Annotated in this window: 16 protein-coding genes; 9 read left to right on the forward strand and 7 right to left on the reverse strand. The window is 57.6% G+C overall.

Annotated elements, in window-relative coordinates; genetic code table 11:
• Positions 1–20 precede the first annotated feature (20 nt).
• Positions 21–329, forward strand: a complete 309-nt coding sequence (locus VFQ24_10030) for a hypothetical protein (protein ID HET9178679.1) — start codon at positions 21–23, stop codon at positions 327–329.
• 34 nt (positions 330–363) lie between these two features.
• On the opposite strand, the gene VFQ24_10035 is transcribed toward VFQ24_10030, so the two are convergent.
• Entirely contained in the window at positions 364–1,842 is a 1,479-nt protein-coding gene (locus tag VFQ24_10035; protein HET9178680.1) for an ATP-binding protein, read from the reverse strand.
• 793 nt (positions 1,843–2,635) lie between these two features.
• Here VFQ24_10035 and dnaA point away from each other — a divergent pair.
• The 8 genes from dnaA to VFQ24_10075 all read left to right on the forward strand — a co-directional run bounded on the left by dnaA (position 2,636) and on the right by VFQ24_10075 (position 14,201).
• Positions 2,636–3,958 carry a chromosomal replication initiator protein DnaA gene (gene dnaA, locus VFQ24_10040; GenBank protein HET9178681.1) on the forward strand — a complete coding sequence of 441 codons (1,323 nt, stop codon included), beginning with the start codon at positions 2,636–2,638 and terminating at the stop codon, positions 3,956–3,958.
• Positions 3,959–4,163: 205 nt separating this feature from the next.
• Complete coding sequence (gene dnaN / locus VFQ24_10045) at positions 4,164–5,279, forward strand: DNA polymerase III subunit beta (protein ID HET9178682.1); 1,116 nt, start codon at positions 4,164–4,166, stop codon at positions 5,277–5,279.
• Between the two features lie 98 nt (positions 5,280–5,377).
• Complete coding sequence (gyrB, locus tag VFQ24_10050) at positions 5,378–7,786, forward strand: DNA topoisomerase (ATP-hydrolyzing) subunit B (protein ID HET9178683.1); 2,409 nt, start codon at positions 5,378–5,380, stop codon at positions 7,784–7,786.
• Positions 7,787–7,919: 133 nt separating this feature from the next.
• The gene (locus VFQ24_10055; protein ID HET9178684.1) at positions 7,920–8,657 is read left to right on the forward strand and encodes a TIGR04255 family protein; all 738 of its coding nucleotides are present in this window, start codon (positions 7,920–7,922) and stop codon (positions 8,655–8,657) included.
• A 438-nt stretch (positions 8,658–9,095) separates the two neighbouring features.
• Positions 9,096–9,545 (forward strand): hypothetical protein, encoded by a 450-nt coding sequence (locus tag VFQ24_10060; GenBank protein ID HET9178685.1) that lies wholly within the window; start codon positions 9,096–9,098, stop codon positions 9,543–9,545.
• A gap of 186 nt (positions 9,546–9,731) precedes the next feature.
• Entirely contained in the window at positions 9,732–12,245 is a 2,514-nt protein-coding gene (gene gyrA / locus VFQ24_10065) for a DNA gyrase subunit A (GenBank protein ID HET9178686.1), read from the forward strand.
• A 66-nt stretch (positions 12,246–12,311) separates the two neighbouring features.
• On the forward strand, positions 12,312–13,136 hold the full coding sequence (gene larE, locus VFQ24_10070; GenBank protein HET9178687.1) for an ATP-dependent sacrificial sulfur transferase LarE: 825 nt from the start codon (positions 12,312–12,314) through the stop codon (positions 13,134–13,136).
• A gap of 126 nt (positions 13,137–13,262) precedes the next feature.
• Positions 13,263–14,201 (forward strand): polysaccharide deacetylase family protein, encoded by a 939-nt coding sequence (locus VFQ24_10075; GenBank protein HET9178688.1) that lies wholly within the window; start codon positions 13,263–13,265, stop codon positions 14,199–14,201.
• Between the two features lie 15 nt (positions 14,202–14,216).
• Here VFQ24_10075 and VFQ24_10080 read toward each other — a convergent pair whose 3' ends face one another.
• The 6 genes from VFQ24_10080 to selD all read right to left on the reverse strand — a co-directional run bounded on the left by VFQ24_10080 (position 14,217) and on the right by selD (position 22,966).
• The gene (locus tag VFQ24_10080; protein HET9178689.1) at positions 14,217–15,137 is read right to left on the reverse strand and encodes a histone deacetylase; all 921 of its coding nucleotides are present in this window, start codon (positions 15,135–15,137) and stop codon (positions 14,217–14,219) included.
• A gap of 107 nt (positions 15,138–15,244) precedes the next feature.
• Positions 15,245–17,557, reverse strand: a complete 2,313-nt coding sequence (locus VFQ24_10085; GenBank protein HET9178690.1) for a DUF5916 domain-containing protein — start codon at positions 17,555–17,557, stop codon at positions 15,245–15,247.
• A gap of 214 nt (positions 17,558–17,771) precedes the next feature.
• Complete coding sequence (gene glmS, locus VFQ24_10090; GenBank protein HET9178691.1) at positions 17,772–19,646, reverse strand: glutamine--fructose-6-phosphate transaminase (isomerizing); 1,875 nt, start codon at positions 19,644–19,646, stop codon at positions 17,772–17,774.
• Between the two features lie 274 nt (positions 19,647–19,920).
• Entirely contained in the window at positions 19,921–21,138 is a 1,218-nt protein-coding gene (gene argJ, locus VFQ24_10095; GenBank protein HET9178692.1) for a bifunctional glutamate N-acetyltransferase/amino-acid acetyltransferase ArgJ, read from the reverse strand.
• A 117-nt stretch (positions 21,139–21,255) separates the two neighbouring features.
• Positions 21,256–21,933 carry a hypothetical protein gene (locus VFQ24_10100; protein ID HET9178693.1) on the reverse strand — a complete coding sequence of 226 codons (678 nt, stop codon included), beginning with the start codon at positions 21,931–21,933 and terminating at the stop codon, positions 21,256–21,258.
• Positions 21,934–21,982: 49 nt separating this feature from the next.
• Entirely contained in the window at positions 21,983–22,966 is a 984-nt protein-coding gene (selD, locus tag VFQ24_10105) for a selenide, water dikinase SelD (GenBank protein ID HET9178694.1), read from the reverse strand.
• Between the last annotated feature and the right edge of the window lie 20 nt (positions 22,967–22,986).

The raw sequence follows: 22,986 nt of genomic DNA on the forward strand, positions 1-22,986 counted from the left end.
CTAAAATAAGGAGGGGTACTATGCCACAGCCACAAACGCAGTTACAGCCACAGGTAAAGCACGTCAAGATTCAGAAGGGAAACCCATCCAATGTGGATAATGATCCCGTGGAGGTATCCAAGAAGAATAGAGACCAGGTTGAGTGGTCAGGTCCAGGGGACTGGTTGGTTGTTTTCGATGGCCCGAGCCCCTTTGAGCGCGATCACTTCGATCCTGCACACCCCGGAAACACTGACATCGTGGTCGCGGGAGACGACCATCAGTACAAGTACACAGTCTACGTCGATGGAAAGAAAGGAGCCGACCCGATCATTATCGTAAGGCCGTGAGACGCTGGCGCCTGCCCCAGGCGCCTGCCGGGGTCTAAAACAAATTTCCCTGGTCGCGGTCGGCGGGATAATCGATTTCGTCGCGCAGGGGGCCGCTGAGGCTGAAGCGGGCGTGGTCTTCCTGGATGACGAGCCGTCTTGAAAGCTCCTGGAGCAGGCTTTCGGTGAATTCTATCGGCCGCTCGATGACGCGCGCCAGTTGGCCGACGTCCGCCTGGGGCGTTCTGTGCAGGTGTTTGAGGACCAGCAGGCTTTCGAGCCGCGTGAATTCTGTTCCCCGGTAGCGGATGAATTGGGCGAAGTTGGCGTCTGTCTCGAGCGGAACCAGGGCGGTGAATGCTTCGGGATTGCCGTCGAAATAGGGGAAGTCGTGCCCGGAGGCCACGGCCTCCTGGTAGACGATGTCAATTCCGCTGCCGCTCTTCTCACAGAAGCCGAGCAGGGACGCCGCCTCGGTCAGCAAGGGGTTTCGGTGCACAGGGCTGGCGTTGATGAGGTTTCGAGGGCCGAGGTTGCGGAGAAAGCCACCGGGGTTCTGAATTTCGAGCAGATGGTCGGGCGTGATTCGTACGTTGACGGGCTCCGAAGAGCGATAGGAGCGGTGGAGCAGCGCGTTCACCATCAGTTCGCGCAGGCACCTTTCGGGAAGTGACGATGCCGTGAGGGCCGTAATGTCTCCCCGGCACGTCCACAAATCCCGGAAAGTGTCGGCAATGTTCTGCTGGATGTGGGTGGTGTACGGCTCTGGAGAAGCGCTGCCTGAGCCATTGACAGTGACCCGCAGAAATGCGGATCCCGACACTCGGGACAGGAACTCCCTGGCGCCGAACAGCAGCGCCGCCGCCAGCGTAAGCGCGGGGCCTGTTCCGCGCGGGCTGACAAGATTGAAATCCACCAGCAGGTCTTCAATGGAGCGCCCGGATTCCCGCCAGCGCTGCGGCTGCCGCGGGCGCACGACCTGGTTGGTAAAAGCCCAGTCGAGTGATTCCTCTGAAAGGCTCTCGATGCCTGCGCCGTCCAGCAGAACGCTGGTGTAGTCTTCCTGGGATGCCAGATGGTCCACCTCGCAGCGGCCGCCGCGCCGGATGAGGCATACGCCCTGATCGGTCCGGTGCATGCCGGCGATGGCCCTTCTGGGCACGAGCAGGACAACGCACTGTTGCGCGGCAGCCGGCGTGGCCGGCACTGCTTCACCCAGCCGGCAGGCGGCGCATTCCACTGCAGGATGGCTGTGGCTTCGAACCGACTCCTGCAACCACTCCGGGGTGACATTTTCGTGCGGGCACGGCGCCGCCTCTTCGATCAGGCGTTCCGGATCAAGGCCTAGCAGGACAATTCCGCCTTCCGCATTGGCCAGACAGACGGCGGCATCGGCGGCCTCTTTCTCAAGCTGGTTCCTGCTCTCGCACCACCCTTTGACCTCAAGAATACCTCTCTCCACATGGACGGGCGGAGCAGCACGCAAACGCTCCACGAAGCCCGGGAGGCGCCCAAGCAGTTCGTAGGGTGTCATCGGCATCCCAAATTGCTGAAAAATTGTTGTCACGCGAATTTGTTATTTTAGCAGACCGGGGGCAACCTGGCCTTGGGCTTCAAGGCCCCGCCTTTCTACCGCTCAACTGGGAAGGCTGAAACACCGAGACAGGCGAACTCCCCCCACGTTCCCCATCCTCTGTCAGGATTTTTGTTGTCTTCGTTTGTATACCATTGGAGACGCGTGCGAATCAAGCGGAAAGCTTGGGCGCCGGCAAGCTGCTGCGCAAAATTTGGAGAAACCCCAGCAACCGCATGAGAGAGACGCTCCTCCGAAACGCCAGCTTAGCGGGTGCGCGCAGGCAACATGCTCACGCAGTTCTGGCGGGAAGGAGTTTTTGACACATCGGCACCAGACTATCCTGGATGTGGTTGCAGGCATCAGCGTGCGCGGCCCTAGGAGGTCAGAGGACGCCGGTTTACGTGCCTAAGCAAGAGCCGATGGAAGGGATTTTTGGGCCGATTCCGGCTTTTCGTTCAGCAGCCCCCGAACTGCCCTGTGGAAATCCTTGTAAGCATCACATTCCAAGTGGGAAAGATGGGTTGGAATTGAACCACCTTTCTGTGCTAAACTATCTGACTGAACGAGGCCATAACCGACATTACAGGGCACCCGCGTCGAAAACTTCTAAACGCTTAAAACGCAGGAGAAGATCTGGGGAATTTAACCATAGAATGGAACCCCTGGAACGCGCGAGGTTGAAGAAGTGAGGCCCTGTTTGCGCAATAGCGATGTGGCCGATCCGTGGGTCTTTCTCACCAACTAAACTGCTATGAATGCCTGGCAAGAAGTTCTGAATTACCTGAAGACGAAGGTAAACCCTCAAAGCTACCAGACCTGGCTGAAGCCCACGCGGTACAGCCATTCTGAGGCGGAAACTCTGGTAATCCGCGTTCCCAACCAGGAATTTCAGGAATGGATACAGGACCACTACAACTCGATAATTCAGGATGCGCTCGAAAAGCTCCGGCTGGGATTCAGCGGGGTCCGGTATGAGATGGAGATCCTGCCGGAAAAGAAGTCTTCGGGAAATGGGGAGACAAAACTCAGGCAGGCCATGCTTGACTTCGAGTCAGTCGATCATCAGTTGAATGCGCGGTACACGTTCGAAACCTTCGTGGTGGGTTCCTGCAATCAGTTCGCGAACGCCGCTGCCCGGGCCGTAGCGGAAACTCCAGCCAAGGCTTACAACCCGCTTTACCTGTACGGAGGCGTGGGACTGGGGAAGACGCACCTGATGCAGGCTGTCGGGCATGTGATCAAGCAGCGCCAGAGGGAGATGCGCCTGGCCTATGTCTCCTCGGAGGCTTTCACCAACGATGTCATCAACTCCCTGCGGTACGATCGGATGGTCTCTTTCCGCGACAAGTACAGAAACGTTGATGTCCTGTTGATGGACGACATCCAGTTCATCGCCGGGAAGGAACGCACGCAAGAAGAGTTTTTCCATACGTTTAACACTCTCTACGAGGCCCAGAAGCAGGTGGTGATCTCGAGCGACCAGCCGCCGAAGGATATTGCAGGGCTTGAAGAACGGTTGCGCTCGCGCTTTGCGTGGGGTTTGACGGCAGACCTGCAACCTCCTGATACGGAGACCAAGCGCGCGATTCTGGATAAAAAGAGCGAGGAGCAGGGCGTTAAACTGCCGGAGGCGGTCGGCGAATTCATCGCCACGCGAATCAAAACCAGCATCCGGGACCTGGAAGGAGCATTGACGCGTTTGATTGCATACTCGTCGCTGACGGGCGCTGAAATCTCACTGCCCATGGCCCAGCAGGTATTGAAAAGCATCATCGATCTGGACCAGCGGCGCGTCTCAATCGAGCACATTCAGCGCCTGGTATGCCAGGAATACGGACTCTCGCTGACGCAATTGAAGGCCAGGGACAACAGCCACGCGGTTGCTTTCCCGCGTCAGGTGGCCATGTATCTTGCAAAAGAATTGACACCCGCCTCTCTGCCTCAGATCGGCAGGGAGTTTGGCGGAAAACATCACACGACCGTGCTGCATTCAATACAGAAAATTGACCTGTTGAGGAAGACTGACAGAGATTTGAACAGAATCCTCAACAGGCTTCGGGACACATTGAGTTAGGCTTATGGCGTTTTCAACAGGCGAAGTCAAAAATCTATTTGTGAATTTAGAAACACGGCCAAAGCATGCACAGCAATGCACAGAAAGAGCTAAGGTATCCACAGACATCGGGCCGCGATTACAGGCGCCGGTAGCGGTGTTATGGCTTTTTCCACAAGTCCACAGCCACTACTACTAAGACTCTATAGAGAAGGAATTTAATTAAATGGAATTCTCAGTAGAAAAGAGCCTCCTCCTGAAAGAACTGAACCTGACCCAGGGTGTTGTTGAGAGAAAGACCACCATTCCAATTCTTTCAAATCTTCTTCTGGAAGCGGCGGATTCTTCCCTTCGAATCAGCGCCACTGACCTGGAGCTTGGCGTTTGCTGTGGTTGTTCGGCCAAGATCAAAAAACCAGGATCGGGAACGATTCCGGCGAAGCGATTGTTTGAAATCGTACGGTCCCTGCCGGAAAAGGATGTGAAGCTCAAGCTTCTTGAAAATCACTGGGTGCAGGTAACCTGCGATCGCGCGTCATTCAAGCTGGTGGGAATGGCGAAGGACAATTATCCCACTCTGCCTTCGCTTCCGGATTCTCTGGTTTCACTGCCGGCCCATGTGCTTTCTACGATGATCAAGCGGACAATCTTTTCCATTTCGAGCGAAGAGTCGCGCTATACACTGAATGGCGCTCTGCTGATCCTGAAGCCGGACAACGTGGCCATGGTGGCGACCGACGGGCATCGGCTGGCGCTGATTGAGCGTGACATGGAAGTGGATGGACTGAAGAATGAGCTTCGGATACTGATTCCCAAAAAAGCGATGGCGGAGCTGCAAAGACTGCTGGCTGAAGCCGAAGAGGATGCAAAAGTCGGGCTGTCGAAAGACGACAGCCATCTCTACTTTTCAATGGGACACCGCGTGCTGATTTCCCGGATGCTGACCGGGCAGTTTCCCAATTACGAGGCCGTGCTGCCGCGGGAAAACAAGCTGGTGATTGAGATTGACAAGGGCGCGCTGTCCACAGCCATCAGCCGCGTGGCGCTGCTGGCTGACCAGCGATCGAGGGCCGTCCGGATGAAGCTTGCTGACGGGCAGATGGAAATCTCTTCCTCCAGCGGTGAATTTGGCGAGGCCCATGAAGTGCTGGAGGTGGGATACGAAGGCGAGCCCATGCAGGTTGGTTTTAACTATGAGTATCTGCTGGATTTTCTGAACGTCGTTGACGAGGAGGGAAAAGTCCGGCTGGAATTGAAAGACGAGCAGAGCGCGGGCCAGATGCGCTCTGGAGAAGAAAAAAACTTTCGATACCGGTACGTCGTGATGCCGATGAGGGTATGAGTGCTTTACATACCGCGTGCCGATTATTGGGAGATAGCTTTTGGTGTCGCTGCGCGAAGCCATGGCGAGTTGGGTCCCGCAGTAGAGAGGAATAGCGATTGAGTAACACTAAACAGGTGCTTGAGCAGGAAACGAACACATATGATGCAGGGAGCATCAAGGTCCTTCGGGACCTTGACGCGGTCCGTAAGCGGCCAGCCATGTATATCGGATCCACCGGGCCGACCGGGCTGCATCATCTGGTGTGGGAGGTTGTTGACAACGCTGTGGACGAGGCGCTGGCAGGGGAATGCGACCGGGTTGAAGTCACCGTGCAGAGCGACAATTCCGTGACGGTTGTTGACAACGGGCGCGGAATTCCCGTTGACCTGCACAAGGAAGAGGGGAAATCTGCGGCTGAAGTTGTGATGACCGTCCTGCACGCCGGCGGGAAATTTGATACCAAGAGTTATAAGGTTTCCGGCGGCTTGCACGGCGTGGGAGTTTCTGTGGTGAACGCTCTCTCCGAATCGTTGGAACTGGAAATCTGGCGCGACGGCTACACCTGGGAGCAGTCCTACGCGTTCGGCAAACCCACCAGCAGCCTGAAGCAGGCCGGAAAGACGACGCGGCGCGGGACAAAAATAAGGTTCCTGCCGGACGCTACGATTTTTACTTCCATCGAGTTCAATCACGACACCCTGGCCCAGCGGCTGCGGGAGCTTTCGTTCCTGAATAGAGGCCTTACGATCGTACTGAAGGATGAGCGTCTCAGCAAAGAGACAGAATTCCGTTACAACGGCGGAATCGCGGAATTCGTCAAGCATCTGAACAAAAACAAGGAAACCCTGCATCCCGTGCCCATCTTTGCGGAGGCCGACAAGGACGACATGCACGTCGAGTTTGCGCTGCAGTATAACGACGGTTACGCGGAAAATGTCTTCACCTTCGCCAATAACATCAATACCGTGGACGGCGGCACTCATCTTTCGGGATTCCGTTCGGGTCTCACCCGGGCCATCAATCAGTTCGGGCAGAACCAAAACCTCTTCAAGGACGTCAAAGACAACCTCTCAGGCGAGGATGTGCGCGAGGGCCTGGTGGCAGTTATCAGCGTCCAACTGCCGCAGCCGCAGTTTGAAGGCCAGACCAAGGGCAAGCTGAACAGCGACATCCAGAGCGCGGTGGGAAGCTTCGTCTATGAGAAGCTGATGGAAACCTTTGAGAAGAACCCTACCGTGGGCCGCAAGGTCTGCGCCAAGGCGATTGATGCCGCGCGCGCCCGCGAGGCGGCTCGAAAGGCCCGCGAACTTACACGCCGCAAGGGAGCACTTGATTCCGGCGGCCTGCCCGGCAAGCTGGCTGACTGCCAGGAGAAAGACCCGGAGCGTTGCGAGATTTTCGTGGTTGAGGGTGATTCGGCCGGCGGCTCGGCCAAGATGGGGCGCGACCGCCGTTATCAGGCCATCCTGCCGCTGCGGGGCAAAATCCTGAACGTGGAGAAGGCGCGGTTTGACAAGATGCTGGGGCATGAGGAAATTCGCGCCCTGATCACGGCGCTTGGCACCGGCATCGGCAAGGATGATTTTGACATCACCAAGCTGCGCTATTCAAAAGTGATCATCATGACCGACGCCGACATCGACGGCTCGCACATCCGCACCCTTCTGCTCACCTTCTTTTACCGCCAGATGCCCGAACTGGTTGAACGCGGCCATGTCTACATTGCGCAGCCTCCCCTCTACCTGATCAAGAAAGGCAAGAGCGTGAAGTACATCCACGACGAAAAGGAATTCCGGCGCGAGGTGCTGCGGCGCGCCACGGAAGACCACGCGGTCGAGGCCGGCGAGGGCAAGGACAAGGTGCGCCTGCAGGGTGGGGAATTGACGAACTTCCTGATGGCGCTTGGCGAGTACATCGAGCTCTTTGACAAGCTGGAAAAAAAGATGGCCGACCCGCGGCCCGTTGATGCCCTGCTCCGCGTGGAGTTCGCAAAGAAGGCCGAATTCGAAAACCAGGAAAAACTGAAGCAGGTGGCAAACGACCTGAAGGCGGAAGGATTCAAGCCGGAGATTAAGCTCGACGAAGAGCACAACCTCTATACGCTGGCCTTTTCCAGTGAGAACCTGAGCGAGCGTGTCATCAATTGGGAATTGGTTTCGAGCGCCGACTACAAACGGTTGCTCGACCTGCACCGGCGCGTCCACGCCAATGACAAGCCGCCCTTCCTGGTTTCAACCAACGGAAGCCAGTTGACCATCGAGGACCGCAAGGAACTGCTGGAGCACATCATGACGCTCGGTAAAAAAGCCTTCACCGTACAGCGGTTCAAGGGCCTGGGAGAAATGAATCCCGACCAGCTCTGGGAAACCACCATGGACGCCGAGCAGAGGACCATGCTTCAGGTGAAGGTCGAAGACCGGACCGAGGCAGAAAATATCTTTACCATCCTGATGGGTGACGCTGTGGTCCCCCGCCGCGAATTCATCGAACAAAACGCCCTCGATGTGAAGAATTTGGATATTTAGCAAGTATGAGTGTTCCGGCTCTCGCAGAGAATCAAGGTCGATTGATTTGGGTTTCCGTGTATGCCGGTTTGTTGCCTTCTGTGCTAGACTGATCCATCCTTTGCCACAAGCTTACGGAGACTAACATTCGCTCATGACTGAAGTCTTCCCTAAGGCACCAATCACCGAAGCGCTCATCGACGTCAGAACCCAACTTCCTCAGGATGTTTCACTAGATAAACTAGAGGCACTGCATGACTGGGTCAGGGTTGAATATCCCGAAAAGCAAAAACGCACAATGTGGGAGGGTCTTTTTGAGCTAAAGAACGAGAAGGATCCCCTTACTACGTCTCGACATCAGCTTGTCGGCTATTTGTTCAGGAGCGCGGATGGGACCCAGGCAGTCCAGTTTCGCCTTGATGGTTTCACTTTTAGTCGGCTTCGACCATACACTCGATGGGAACAAGTGTTTAGTGAGGCAAAAAGGCTTTGGGACATCTACAGAGTCCACGCGAAGCCTGTTCGTGTGAATCGACTTGCTACGCGGTACATAAATTCCATTGAGATTCCATTTAAGAAATTCGACTATGATGACTACTTCACAATGGCTCCCAAAATGCCTAATGGCCTACCGCAGGTGCTCACACACTTCTTCACGCGTGTCGTGGTGCCCTTCCCCGAAGAGGGAGTTACTGCGATAATCGCCCAAACCCCGTCCGAGAAGCCCGACCCGATCAAGTCGTCTGTTATTCTCGATATAGATGTCTTTAAGGAGGTAAGTCTCTCGCCGGAAGATGCAAAGATCGATGAGATACTTGCTATACTGAGGAAGGTCAAGAATGCGATTTTCTTTGGAAGTATAACCCCCAAGACTAAGGAGCTCTTTCGATGAACGCCCCTTTAGAAATCACCCCCTACGACCTAGGAAACTTGTGGTTGCCAGTGGGCATCAGCAGCGAGGCGGAAGAGACTACTAGGCAACGCGCGAAGGAATATGGTCCGGATCGGCAAACTCCCGCATCTTTTGCATGGAGGGACTTACTAATCGAGGAGATCGCGGAGATTCTGCAGACCTGTTCCGTACGCGATTGGGATGGTTATGGTGGAGAGCCCGTTTCGCACGTCTCAGGTCATCGGGCAGTTGAGGTGGTCAGAAGTTTGCCTGAAGGGATTCAATGCCCAACCGTCGTGCCAGAACCTGACGGAGACATTGCGCTCGAATGGCAGACCGAAGACAATCGTCTCTTTTCCATGAGCGTGACAACGGCAACGCTGGTGTACGCCGGGAGATTTGGGGGATCATCCAGGCAGTATGGAGAGGAGCCGTTCTTTGGAGCAATACCTCGAACAATTCTGGATATTCTTGCTCGGCATTTTCCTTCGGATTGATTGGACCTCTCGGGTCGTCTCCCTGGACGAGCGCATATCCCGATATATTGTTAATAAGCATCACATGAAAAAGCGCATATCACCCGCCGCATTCATGCCAAGGACTGGATGTACCTCTGTTTATCGAACCACTGGTTGCGCCGAGAAAAGGGTCTGGCTCTTAGGCCTTCTCTTTGTGGAGCGCAAACGTAGAGACAATGTCAAAATTTTGGGCCGAGCGGATCTGGGCTCCAAAATTGTATTTGATGAGGGTCTCAACATTCGCCCTTCGCTGGGCCCTCATCCTCGTCACGCTAATCTAATCGGCTGGCCCGAGGACAAGGCCGAGCAGAAGGACAAAGCTGCGGCATTGGCACAGGCCGCTGCCCTTGTTCTTCGGCCGAAACCCTAGGGATTACAGACCTCCTGGACACCCCCATGCTTTATAAGCACGCCGTCCGCGAGGGAGTATGCTGACCTGTACCGTGGCGATCCGCATGTTAGAATGGAAGTTATTCTTACTCCGGGTGCAAACCACAAATTGTGGGCAGATACCACACGAAACGTAAGCAGCAAGAAAACATAACGGGACGTACTTATGGGTGACCAGGAACTGATCAGGCCGGCGAACGAAGTGCCTGTGAACATTGAAGATGAGATGCGGAAATCGTATCTCGATTACGCCATGAGCGTGATTATCGGGCGCGCGCTGCCTGACGTGCGCGACGGTTTGAAGCCCGTCCACCGGCGCATTCTCTACGCCATGCACAAGGAGGGAATGACCTCCGACAAGCGCTACACCAAGTGCGCCGGCGTGGTGGGCGAAGTCATCAAAAAATACCATCCGCACGGCGATTCCGCCGTTTATGACGCGCTGGTGCGCATGGCGCAGGATTTCAACCTGCGTTATCCGCTGATTGACGGCCAGGGGAATTTTGGATCGATTGACGGCGACCCCGCCGCGGCCTACCGGTACACCGAGTGCCGCCTGGAGGCGCTGGCGGAAGAACTGCTGGCCGATATTGCCAAAGATACGGTGGATTTTGTTCCAAACTTCGACGAGTCAACTGAGGAGCCGCTGGTCCTTCCCACGCGGGTCCCCAATCTTCTGATCAACGGCTCCGACGGCATCGCGGTCGGCATGGCGACCAAAATTCCGCCGCACAACCTTACTGAAGTGGTGAATGCCACCATCCTGCTGATCGAGAAACCCACGGCGACCCTCGACGACGTTCTGCAGCTCGTTCCCGGTCCTGATTTTCCGACCGGCGCGTATATTTACGGGCGAAGCGGCATCAAGGCCGCGTACGAAACCGGCCGTGGCCAGTTCACCATGCGCGCCAAAGCGGCCATCGAGCGCCAGACCAAGGAAAAAGAGCAGATCGTCATCACGGAAATTCCCTACCAGGTGAACAAGGCCCGGGTGATTGAGCGCATCGCCAGCCTGGTGCAGGACAAGAAAATCGAGGGCATCTCGGACATCCGGGACGAGTCGGACCGCGAAGGCATGCGCATTGTGATCGAGATTAAGCGCGGGGAGCAGCCGGAAATCATTCTGAACAACCTTTACAAGCATACCCAGTTGCAGGAGAACTTCGGCATGATCATGCTGGCCATTGTGAACGGCCAGCCGCGCGAACTGCCGCTGATGGAGGCCATCCAGCACTTCATTGACCATCGCGTCAACGTGGTCCGGCGGCGCACCGCTTACGATCTGCGCAAAGCTCAGGAGCGTGCCCACATTCTGGAAGGTTTCCTGAAGGCGCTGTCGCAGCTCGATGCCATCATCAAGCTGATCCGGGGTTCCAAGACGCCGTCAGACGCCCGCACGGGCTTGATGGAGCAGTTTGATTTCTCGCAGCGGCAGGCACAGGCCATCCTGGAAATGCAGTTGCAGCGCCTGACGGCGCTCGAGCGCGACAAGGTGCAGGAAGAGTACGACGAACTCCAGAAGAAGATTGCGGAATATGAAGAGATCCTGCGGAATGAGAAGGTGCTGCGCCGGGTGATTGTGAAAGAGCTGAAAGAGGTGCAGAAGGAGTACGGTGACGAGCGTAAGACGGCCATCATCGACGAGCAGGCGGAGATTGGCCTCGAGGACCTGATCGCCGTTGAAGACGTGGTCATCACGCTTTCGCACTCGCAATATCTCAAGCGCACTCCCTTATCCACCTACCGCCAGCAGGCCCGCGGCGGCAAGGGGCGCCTGGGAATGAAAACCCGCGAGGCGGACTTTGTGGAGGGAATGTTTGTCGCCTCCACCCACAGTTACATTCTGGTTTTCACCAACACCGGCCGGGTGCACTGGCTGAAGGTTTATGAGATTCCCGATGTCGCCGCCGCCGGCCGCGGGAAGCACATTCTCAACCTTGTGAATCTGAACCCGCGCGAAAAGGTGGCTTCGCTGGTGACTTTGAAGGAACTCCCCGACGAACGGAAAGACGTCGAGGTCAAAGGCGAAACCTACGCCGCCGAAGGCTACGTCACGCTGGTGACCCGCAACGGCGTCATCAAGAAGACACGCCTCGCCAATTTCTCCAACCCCATGTCGCGCGGCATCATTGCCATGAACGTAGATGACGATGACGAGTTGATTGGGGCCAAGCAGACCACAGGGCAGGACACCATCTTCCTCGCCACGCACGAAGGCATGGCCATTCGCTTCCCGGAAAGCGACGTCCGTGACATGGGTCGCCAGGCCCGCGGCGTGCGCGCGATGACGCTTAAGAAAGGCGACTACATTGTTGGCGTTGAAGTCGTGGGAGAAAAGGAATTGATCCTCTCCGCCACTGAAAAGGGTTACGGCAAACGCACCCCTATCACCGAATACCGGCTGCAATCGCGCGGCGGCAAGGGCGTCATTAACGTGAAGACGGTGGCGCGCAACGGCAAAGTGGTCAACTCTCTCAGCGTTACCGAGGATTCGGAAGTCATGCTGATCACTCAGCAGGGCAAAATCGCGCGGCTCGACTCCGCCAAGATTCGCGAATGCGGACGCTCTTCCCAGGGGGTCAAGCTGATCAATCTTGGCGAAGAGGACCAGCTTGCCGCCGCCTGCCTCATCCGCGCCGAGGACACCGAGGATGACACGCAGGGCGTGCTAATCCAGTAAACCTTCTGCTGCGACGCGGGTTGAGGGCCTGCGGTCCACCTGCTATGCTGGTTTTATGAGGGGCGTATGTTAGGCGAACTGGAGAACAAGCAGAAACGCCTGGAAGGCGAGCTGAAGAAACTGCCTTCGCTGATCGTTGCCTATTCAGGCGGCGTCGATTCCGCCTATCTGGTTTATGCGGCGCACGTGGCTTTGGGCGATCGCATGCTCGCCGTAACGGCCCTCAGCGCCAGCTACTCAGAACGCGACCGGCGAGAGGCTGAGGCCTGCGTCGAACGGTTCCAGGTGCCGCACGAGTTCATCAACACTTCCGAACTTTTAAATCCCGACTATCGCGCCAACAATCCTGACCGCTGCTACTTCTGCAAGGACGAGCTTTTCAGCCAGCTTGACCAGCTTGCCGCCCGGCGCGGCTATTCAGCGGTCGCCTACGGCGTGAATGTGGATGACCAGGGCGACTGGCGGCCCGGCCAGCAGGCGGCCCGCAAGCACAAGGTTCTCACCCCGCTGCTCGACGCGGGCCTCACCAAGGCTGACATTCGTGAACTATCGCGGCGAGCGGAATTACCCGTCTGGGACCGACCGGCTTCGGCCTGCCTTTCTTCGCGTATCGCCTACGGGATTGAAGTCACTCCGGAACGGTTGGCGGTGGTGGAAAAAGGCGAAGAGGCGCTTCGGGCCCTCGGATTCCGCCAGTTCCGCGTCCGGCATCATGACACTCTGGTGCGCCTGGAAATCGCCCCCGACGAGCTGCCCCGGGCTTTAACGCCGGAGATGGCTGTGAAGTTCGTGGAGATCTTCAAGCCCCTGGGATTCAACTTCGTAACACTGGATCTGGAAGGCTATCGCAGCGGGTCTCTCAACACCCACCTTGTGAAGCTTGCCGGCTGACTTCCGCAGCTTCCATTTTTCGCCGGTCCCTGAATCGAATTGAACAAAGACAAAAACTAACGGGCGGGTGTATTCTGTCGTGGCTCGATCGCCATGTTGCTCCAGCCATATCCCGGAGGTGCTGCATTGAAGAGAATAGTTGTCCATTCACTTCTGATCCTGCTCCCAGTCGTGTTCTTTGGAGACGTTGCCAGCGCGCAGATGCAGCACATCGCCGAAAAGCTCGGTTATCCGCCGGATTCGAAACTGCTGATCATCCATGCTGACGACCTGGGCGTGGCCCATTCACAAAACGTGGCCAGCTTCAAGGCGCTGGAAGAGAAGTACGTTACCGCGGCAAGCGTGATGGTCCCGTGCCCGTGGTTCACGGAAGTCGCTGATTTTGCCAAGTCACATCCCGGCGTGGATATGGGCCTGCACCTGACGCTGACGAGCGAATGGAAAACCTATCGCTGGGGCCCTGTGGCGCCCAGAGATCAGGTGGCTAGCCTGCTGGATCCGAACGGCTATTTCTATGGTGACAATGGCCCGGTTGCGGCCCATGCCATGCCCGAAGAAGCCGAGCTTGAGGTCCGCGCCCAGATCAAGCGCGCGCTCGCGATGGGAATTCGTCCCACCCATCTGGACATCCACATGGGAACACTCGCTGCGACGCCGCAGCTCTACTCCGTCCTTATCAAGGTGGCTCATGAATATCATTTGCCTTATATGGCGGTCAAACTGCCAGGCCGGCAAGGCGAAGAGATGCTGAAACTGGTGTCACCGAACGACATTGTTCTCAACCATCTGGTGATGTTCACTCCGCAGGTCCCTGCCGGCCGCTGGACGGAAAATTATGTAAAAGCCATTGAATCTCTCAAACCCGGTTTGACCGAAATGATTGTCCATCTGGCGTATGATGATTCCGAAATGCGGGCCATCACGGTGGACCATCCCGATTACGGAGCGGCGTGGCGGCAGCGCGATTTCAACGCGGTGAGCAGTCCGGAGTTCAAGCGAGCGCTCAGCAGGAACCACATTGTCCTGGTGGGCTGGAAACAGTTAGACAAGCTGGTGCAAGAATAAGAGGGCGCTGTCGCCTTATGCCTCAGCCGGGAATGCGGCTGAGCCGGCAAAGTCTCTCGCGACCTTGACCGTATTGCAGTGGATGCGGACGGTATCCGGCACCTGGCGGGCATAGCCACCCGCAAGGGTTACCACCACTGGAATGTTCTTAACCCGCATCTTCTCGAACAGAATGCGGTCGCGATGTTCAAGGCCTTGCAGGCTGAGCTTCAGCCCGCCCAACTGGTCTTCACGGTACGGATCGGCGCCTGCAAGGTAGAACACGACCTGTGGATTAAACTCCGCCAGCGCCTTGTCCAGACTATCTTCAAGCACGGCGAGGTACTCCGCGTCCTGGACACCGTTGTGGAGGTTCACGTCCAGGTTACTGGGTGGCTTGGGGTAGGGGTAATTGTTTTCCTGGTGGATTGAAAGGGTGTAGACGGATTCGTCACCGCCGAAAATGGCCGCGGTGCCATTGCCCTGGTGGACGTCGCAATCGACGGTCATGGCGCGCTCGATGAGCTTATCGTTCTGCAGCCGCCGGATGGCCACGGCAACGTCATGAATTACGCAGAACCCTTCGCCGTGGTCGGGGAAGGCGTGATGAAAGCCGCCGCCAATGTTGACGCCGACGCCTTCCTCAAGCGCCAATCGTCCTGCAAGAATCGAACCGCCCGCCGAAAGCCAGACGGCCCGGACGAGTTCGGGGGAATACGGAATTTCCATCCGCAGGATTTCAACATGGGAAAGTTTTGCATTCTTCAGTTTCCAGATGTAATCGCTATCGTGTACCAGGGCCACATCGTCGTCCGAGGCAGGAGAGGGCTCGACAATCTCCTCAGCCCTGACTAAGTTTTCCTGAAGCAGGCGCTCCTTCACCAGGCGATACTTCGCGGAAGGAAAGACGTGGTCGCCCAGGTTCAGGTCGTATTGGTCCGAATAAACGACTCTCATATCGCGCTTGCTTCCATTCCCACCAATTCTACCAGCTCTAGTATCCCCGCACTGCCGTCGGCGCCGCTCCTGTCTTCACCGCGGCACTCGTGGGCCGCTCCACGGAATCAGAACCCAAAGTAGTATGAGAACTTCACAAAAAACTGCCGTCCATCGTTCAGGAAACGGTTGGTGCGGAGCAGTTCCGAGCCGGTGGATGTGGGAATCAGATTGATGTTCTGCTGGTCGCTGTTATATCCCACGTAGAGGGCCGTCCAGGGGTTCACGATGTATGAAACCAGGAAGTCGGCGTTGAATTGCTTTGTCGGTTGCAGGGAGGTGAGCGCCTGGTTGGGAAGAATGCTGTTGTATTGGAAAATTGTCCGCACGCCCAGACGTGGACTGAATTGCCAGTTCCACTTGGAGCGGATGATGTGGTTGTCAAAGATGCTCGCTCCGCCCTGGCGGCTGGTGAGCCGCTCCAGGATGTAAGTGTTATCAACCTCCAGCTTGGTGAGAGGCCGAAGGGTCAACAGCGCCTGGGCATGAGTGAGATTGGCCAGCACAGGAGCCTGGCCTGAAGGCGGCACAAAGTTCACGTCCGTGCCCCACTCGTATTGCGCGCTGAAGGTGAATGGTTGATAGTACTGGCTGCCCAGATAGACGCCCTTGTGCTGGTGGACATAAGTGCGGTTGGAAGGCAGCACGGAAAAATCCTGGGGCCGCAGCAGTTCATGGTCCCCGGCCTGATAGAGTTCAAAGTAGGTCTGGCCGGTCAGTTCAAAGGTCAGCCCGGTGTCGTAGTACTCGTCCAGCGGGTTGCCGGCGTGGTCCCAGACGGGATCGACGTAAAGATTGGGCCCCCAGGAGATCAGCGTTTTTCCTTCCGGCCGAAAGCGGTAGGTGATGAACTGCCCCAGGCCTCTGAAGTCCGGGCGCAACGCCGGCCTTGGAATCGTTCGGCTGTAGGGAACAAACCGGTCCACTGTGTTTTCGCCCAGGAACCCGGTTTCGGTGTTGAAGCCGGTGCTGAGGTCCTCATAATTGAGGTCGTAATAAAACTGATAGCCGGTGCGCTGCAAGTGGAATTTGTACGCCGGGCCGGCGGATCGCAGATTGCCGGGCAAGGTGGTTGCGCTGGTGACTCCCTGCCAGTCCAACGTCCAATTGGGCGTGAATTTGAAGTGGCCGTCAACACCTCCTACGCGGTTATGGGAGCCGGCGAATTCGCGATCGGTATAAATCATGCCGATCGTCGATTGCCTCCCGACGTCGCGATTGATTCTTACAACGCTGAAACGCGCGTTCTTGCCCGCAAGCGGATCGTTCGGCGCGACGCTTTCTCCCGGCGATTGGTCATCAGAGAAAAGGGTCCCGATGGCGTAATGTCCTACCTTGCCGGTCAGCCTGACGCCGTACAGCGGATCGGCGATGTTGCGGGAGAAAAACAGATCGAGGGGCGTTTGAAAAAAGTTTGCGTTCTCGAGAAAAAACGGGCGCTTCTCTGGAAAAAAGACCGCGAACCGCTGATTGACCGTTACCTGCGGCTGATCGGATTCCACCTGGCTGAAGTCGGGATTAACCGTGGCGTCAAGCACCAGGCTGTCTTTCAGGACCGTTTTGCCGTCGATCCCTGCCTGCGGATCAAACGCTCTCGAGACGAACCGTGGATCGTTAGGGTCGCGCGTATCCAGGGCGCGGTAGGAACGTTCAAAGGCGTAAGGAATAAACTGCACATTATGTCCCCGCGATATCGAGTCCAAACCTTCCAGAGTGGCCTCCTGCCCCAGGCGTCCCTGAATGCGAGTTGAAACGCGCGGCCACGTGTCGGAGCCGTTGTTGCGCGGAATCCAGCGGATGAAAAGAATTCCCCAAGTTTGCTTTTGAGTTGCCGGGAAACGCAAGCTCTTGAAGGGAATCGCTTCCCACACAACAAAGCCGCGCCGGGTCCGCTGGCCTTTGGATTTCCAAACGGTGTCGAATGAGCTGTCATAGTTCGGACTTGCGTTTTCATCATAGCTGCCGTCCTGCTGCAGCCCAAACGGATTGACTGTGAAGACGTAGGCATGGCGATGATCGTGGAATGTGTCGAGAAACAGGTCCAGCCGTTCGTCGCCGGACAGATGGTCGCGCACCGTCATATGGGCCCGCACTTGGCTGGGATCCTCATCGAAAGCGACGAAAACCGCGTAGAGGTAGTTGCTGTCGTAGCCCAGATAGACGTCGGTACGCTGGTTGGGCGCGACGTCGTCCTTTGGCGTGCGCTGGATGAACCCATCGATCCTGAGCATCTTGCCGGCCATCGCAGCGTCCGGCTTCATCTCGAGAAAGTCAGACAGCTTCGGCGCAGAACTGACGCGAGGGATGGTGACGGTCGGGCGGGGCCCGGCGAGGTCCGACGAAATCGAGGTTTGGGCGAAGGCCGTTCGTCCCGCAGCCATGATCCCCAGGCCCAGCGCCAGAGCGGGCCATAGGACGCGACCGAGCCAAGCCCCGACCGTGCAAGGCCGGACGATCTTTCCGCAGGAACACGCCCGGCTGGGATGCAAGAAGCTACGACGTCGATTTCTTTGCTTCATCAGCCGGACCGGTCTACGCCTCATTCAATGGGTGGGACTGGATTTTTTTGAATGCGAGCTTTGAAGTCGTGCTCATCTATTCCACGGTCACCGATTTCGCCAGATTTCTGGGCTGGTCAACGTCGCAGCCGCGCAAGACCGCGATGTGATAAGCCAGCAACTGAAGAGGTATGACCTCAAGGACCGCGGAAAGGTATTCATTGGTCTGTGGAATGGTGATCAGGTGGTCTGCCATCTCCTGCACTTCGCGGTCGCCCTCCGTAACCAGGCCGACGATCACGGCCCCGCGGGCTTTGGCTTCCTTGATGTTCGAAACTGTCCTTTCGTAGCGAAGCCTGGAGTCGGCGGACTTGTTGTCGCACGTCGCCATCACCACCACGGGCAGGCCCTCCGTGATGAGAGCGATCGGTCCGTGCTTCAGTTCGCCGGCTGGATAGGCTTCCGCGTGAATATAGGATACCTTTTTCATTTTCATCGCGCCTTCCAGGGCCACCGGAAAATGGACGCCACGGCCAAGGAAGAGGAAGTCTGAAGCGCGGTCAAAGTGGCGGGCCAGCTCCTCGTATTCTTCATCTTTTTGCAGGACGTGCTCAAGTTGCCGCGGCAGCGCCGTTAGAGCGCTGAGCAATTCCCTGGACTCGGCCGGCGGAACGAGGCCGCGAAGCTGGCCCAGGTAAACCGCGAACAGGTAAAGTCCAATGAGCTGCGAGGTAAAGGTTTTGGTGGAACCGACGCCAATTTCCGGCCCCGCATGCGTATAGATGGTCCCGTTGGCTTCCCGGGGCACCATGCTGCCGAGCACGTTGCAGATGGCCAGGGTCTTGGAGCCTTTGGCCTGGGCCTCGCGCTGGCCCGCGATGGTGTCCGCCGTCTCGCCCGACTGCGTGATCAGCACCGTCAGTGTGCGGGAGTCTACTAGCGGATCGCGATAGCGGAATTCCGATGCGTAATCCACCTCTGTGGGTACTCGCGCCAGCCGCTCAAACATGATCTTGCCTGCCAGCCCGGCATGGCGCGACGTGCCGGCGGCCACGATCTTGATCTCCCGGAAGGCGCAGAATTCGTCCTCGGTGATTTCCATTTCGTCGAGGAAAATCTGGCCCGTTTCCGACGAAACACGGCCCAGCGCCGTATCGCGCACGGCGCGCGGCTGCTCGTAGATCTCCTTCAGCGTGAAGTGCTTGAATCCGCCTTTTTCCGCCAGAATCGGGTCCCAACTGATGTGTTGCACGCGGCGGGTGACGGGCTCGCCATGAAAATCCATCAGCTTCACGCCGTTCGGTGTCAGCACCGCAATGTCGCCATCAGCGAGGAAAAACAGATCGCGAGTGTGATAAAGGATGGCGGGGACGTCGCTGGCAACCAGGTATTCGTTCTTTCCCAGCCCGATCACAGCCGGAGGTCCCTGGCGGACGACGACAATCTTGTCCAGGTCCCCTGCCGACATGATCGCCAGGGCGAATGACCCGGTCAGCCGCTCGACGGCGGCCCGCACCGCATCGTCCAGCGTAACGCGCCCCGCAGGCGGCGAAGGCCCGTCCAGATATTTCTCAATCAGATGCGCAATCACCTCGGTGTCGGTCTCGGTGGTGAATGTATGCCCTTCTTCCGCCAGCTCCTGCTTCAGCTCCATGTAGTTTTCAATGATGCCGTTATGCACCACCGCTACCGTGCCATGGCAGTCGCGATGCGGGTGGGCGTTTTCTTCCGTCGGCGCTCCGTGCGTGGCCCATCGCGTCTCACCGATGCCGCACGTGCCGTCCAGTGGATTGAGCCGAATGACGTCTTCGAGGTTCCGAAGTTTCCCTATAGCCCGCCGGATGGTCAGCTTGCCGTCCTTCATCACCGCCAGGCCCGCGGAGTCATACCCGCGATATTGAAGCCGCTGCAGCCCTTCCAGCAGCACAGGGACTACGCGTTTATTTCCAAGGTATCCGATTATTCCTGACATCTGTTTGGACTCCCGCCCACCAAACCCCGCGTTTTCAGAGGGGAACCCTGAGGATAACACACTTGGACGGCCACGAAGACCGTCCAAAGGAGGACAGCCAATGGACAGCAGAGTGTCCAAACCGACGAGCTACGGCGTGGCGCATACAATCGCGCTGTTTGCGATGTGTCCGGTTGTCGGGTCCGCCTTCAAGGCAATTTTGTGAGGAGGGTTTATGTGGTATCGGCTGGACTACCACCGCGACACCTACCCTGCAGCCGCTGCAGTCCGAGACCTATGACCTTGAAGCATTGATTCGAATATATTCGTGGGTAAAGTCGCAGGTCCACACCCAGGCGTTGGTCTTGCCCTGGTGCAGATTAATACTGATCGTGAGTTCGCTCTTGTCGAGTTCCTTTTTCGCGGCGGCTTCGTCAAAGCCTGCGTGGACGCCGCGGCGGCAAAGGTAGAGGCCGTTGACAGAGACGTCCACCGTTGAGGCATCGATGGCGGCGCCGGAGTAACCTGCGGCGCATACAATCCGCCCCCAGTTGGGATCGCCTCCTGCAAGCGCCGTTTTCACCAGTGGCGAATTGGCCACCGCCCGGGCCACGCGCTCGGCGTCAGACCGGCTCCCGGCCCCGCGAACGTCGATTCGCGCGATCTTTGTGGCGCCTTCACCATCCTTGACAATCATCCGGGCAAGCGTCTGGCAGAGTTCGGCCAGTCCCTGCTGGAACGTTTTTGCCTCAGGCCCGCCGGGCCGGATGGCGGCTCCGGATTGGCCACTCGCGAGCGCCACCACGCTGTCATTGGTTGAAGTGTCTCCGTCAACGGTGATGCGGTTGAATGATGCATCCACAGCATCGCGCAGCATCTTTTGCAGAGCCGAGGGGGCAACAGCGGCGTCCGTCGTGACGTAAGAGAGCATGGTGGCCATTTTGGGATGGATCATGCCGGCGCCTTTGGCTACTCCGGCGAGCGTCACGGTCTTGCCGCCGATCGTTGATTGCAGCACTGCAGATTTGGGAAAGCTGTCAGTGGTCATGATTGCTCGCGCAACTTCCGGAGCGCTTTCGACGGAGAGGATCTCAATCAAGGCCGGAAGCTGGTGCAGAATCAAATCCAGGTTCAAGGGTGTTCCGATCACGCCGGTGGAGGAGACAAAAACCTCTTCGGGACGCACTCCCAGCATTTTGGCCACGGCTTTGGCCGTCTGCTCAGCCACCGCTAGCCCCGCGCGCCCCGTGCAGGCATTGGCGTTGCCTGAGTTGACGATGATCGCCCGCGCGCGCCCCCGGTTCTTCTTCAGATGTTGCCGGCACAGGAGCACCGGCGCGGCGGCCGCCCGGTTCGTCGTGAACACCGCGGCGGCGCTTGCTCCAGGAGCGTCGCAAACAATCAGCGCAAGGTCCAGTGCGCCGGGGGCTTTCTTGATTCCAGCGGCAGCCGCGGCGGCGCGGAAGCCTTTGGGCGTAGCAAGGCTTCCTTCAACGGCATTCCAACTGGGCATGGGTCAGTCACACTCCTTGTTCGTGTGGCACTTTAGAGTTGCACAGTGTAGCAGAAATTCGCGCGGTCGCGGAGAGAGTGTTCAGGGTCCCTTGCCAGCGCGGGCACGCCCAAATCTCTAATGGATGGGTTTGACGTTTTTCAGTTCCAGTACTCCGGGTCCGGGCTTTTCCTGGGGCGGGGGCCCGCTCACCTTGATGGACTGGATGCTTTCCTCGCAGGCCCGCAGGAATAGCGTCGGGTCGCTCGATCCGGGCCGGCAATTGGCCTCGACAATGTGGTCGGGCGAAATGATGTGTCCCGTCACCAGATCCGCGTTTTCCGAGCTTGACACGTCAAAGCTGATAGCCGGCAGCACTTTGGCATGTTCGGCGGATTGCCAGGTCATCGCGGCATCGCGGCCCTGAATTTTCATATGCTCAAAGCGATAATCGGGGATCTGCTGGTAGGTCCCGGCGGTTTGCCATTTCGCCAAAAGCTGCGGCGAAAACTCTTCGGCGTTATTCGGGTTTGATTGCGACGTTATGATGAGCGCCGGTCCTCGGCTGAACAGGTGGGAACGGTAAATCCTCACGCCTCCCGGAAAATCATCCACCTTGCCATAGATGCCCGCGGCGACCTGCATGTCGATTCCCAGCGTGGCGTTCTGGTAAGGAAGAGTTGCGAGCACCTTATTGGCCTTGTGACCCTGATAGTACGGATACCATTTGACCAGAAAGTATTCAGCCGCGAGCGCTCCACCCCCGATCAGGATGATTCCAAGCATAAACTTCGCTTGCATGGAGAGCTTCTTCATGGGGTCATCTTAGCCTGAGAAAGGGGCTTGCGCAATTCTTCGGGGCGCCTTAATCCACCCGCAGCAAGGGGGTGGTTTTTTCCACCACTCGGCCCACCTGCCGGGCGCGAACTCCGCGTTCTGTGAGCTTCTTTACCAGCGCTGCTGAATCGCTTTCGCCTACCACCAGCAGCAGTCCGCCGCTGGTCTGCGGATCGAAAAACAGGTTGCGGATTTCCTGCGGGACCTTCGGGTCAAACTCGACGCAGGCGCTCACGAACTCGGCGTTTCTTTTCAGCCCACCGGGAAGATAGCCCTGGCGCGAATAGTCGAGAGCGCCGGGAAGGAACTCGATCTCGGTATGGTCGATCACCATGCTGACCTTGCTGGCCGAGGCCATGGCGTGCAGGTGGCCCAGCAACCCGAAGCCCGTGATGTCCGTGGCGGCATGCACATCGAATTCGAGGGCCACTTCGCTGCCCACGCGGTTAAGCGTCCGCATCGATTCAACGGAGGCGCTGACTGCGGCTTCACTCGCTTTCCGCTTTTTCAGCGCCGTGGCGATGATCCCGGTGCCGAGACGCTTGGTGAGGACCAGCCGGTCGCCCGGGCGCGCTCCCCGGTTGGCCAGCACACGCTTGGGGTCCACCACTCCTGTGACAGCGAATCCGAACTTGATTTCGTCATCCCCGATCGAGTGCCCGCCAATCACCGTGCAGCCCGCCTCCTGCATCTTGGCCACGCCGCCCTGCAGGATTTGTTCCAGCATGTCCAGGTCGCGGCCCGTGTTTGGGAAACCTACGATCGAAAGCGCGGAAACCGGACGTCCACCCATGGCGTAAACGTCGCTCAGGGAGTTTGTGGCGGCAATCTGGCCAAACGTCCACGGATCATCCACGATGGGCGTGAAGAAGTCAACCGTCTGCACCAGCGCGATGTCAGGTGCGATCAGATACACGCCCGCATCGTCGCCGGTATCGAAGCCGACGAGAACGTTGGGATCAGACTGTTTCGGCAGCCTGGGCAGCACCGAGTCCAAAATACTTGGACTCAACTTGGCTGCTCAACCCGCCG

It is taken from the genome of Terriglobia bacterium, from assembly GCA_035712365.1.
In the GTDB taxonomy this organism is placed as follows: Bacteria; Acidobacteriota; Terriglobia; order UBA7540; family UBA7540; genus SCRD01.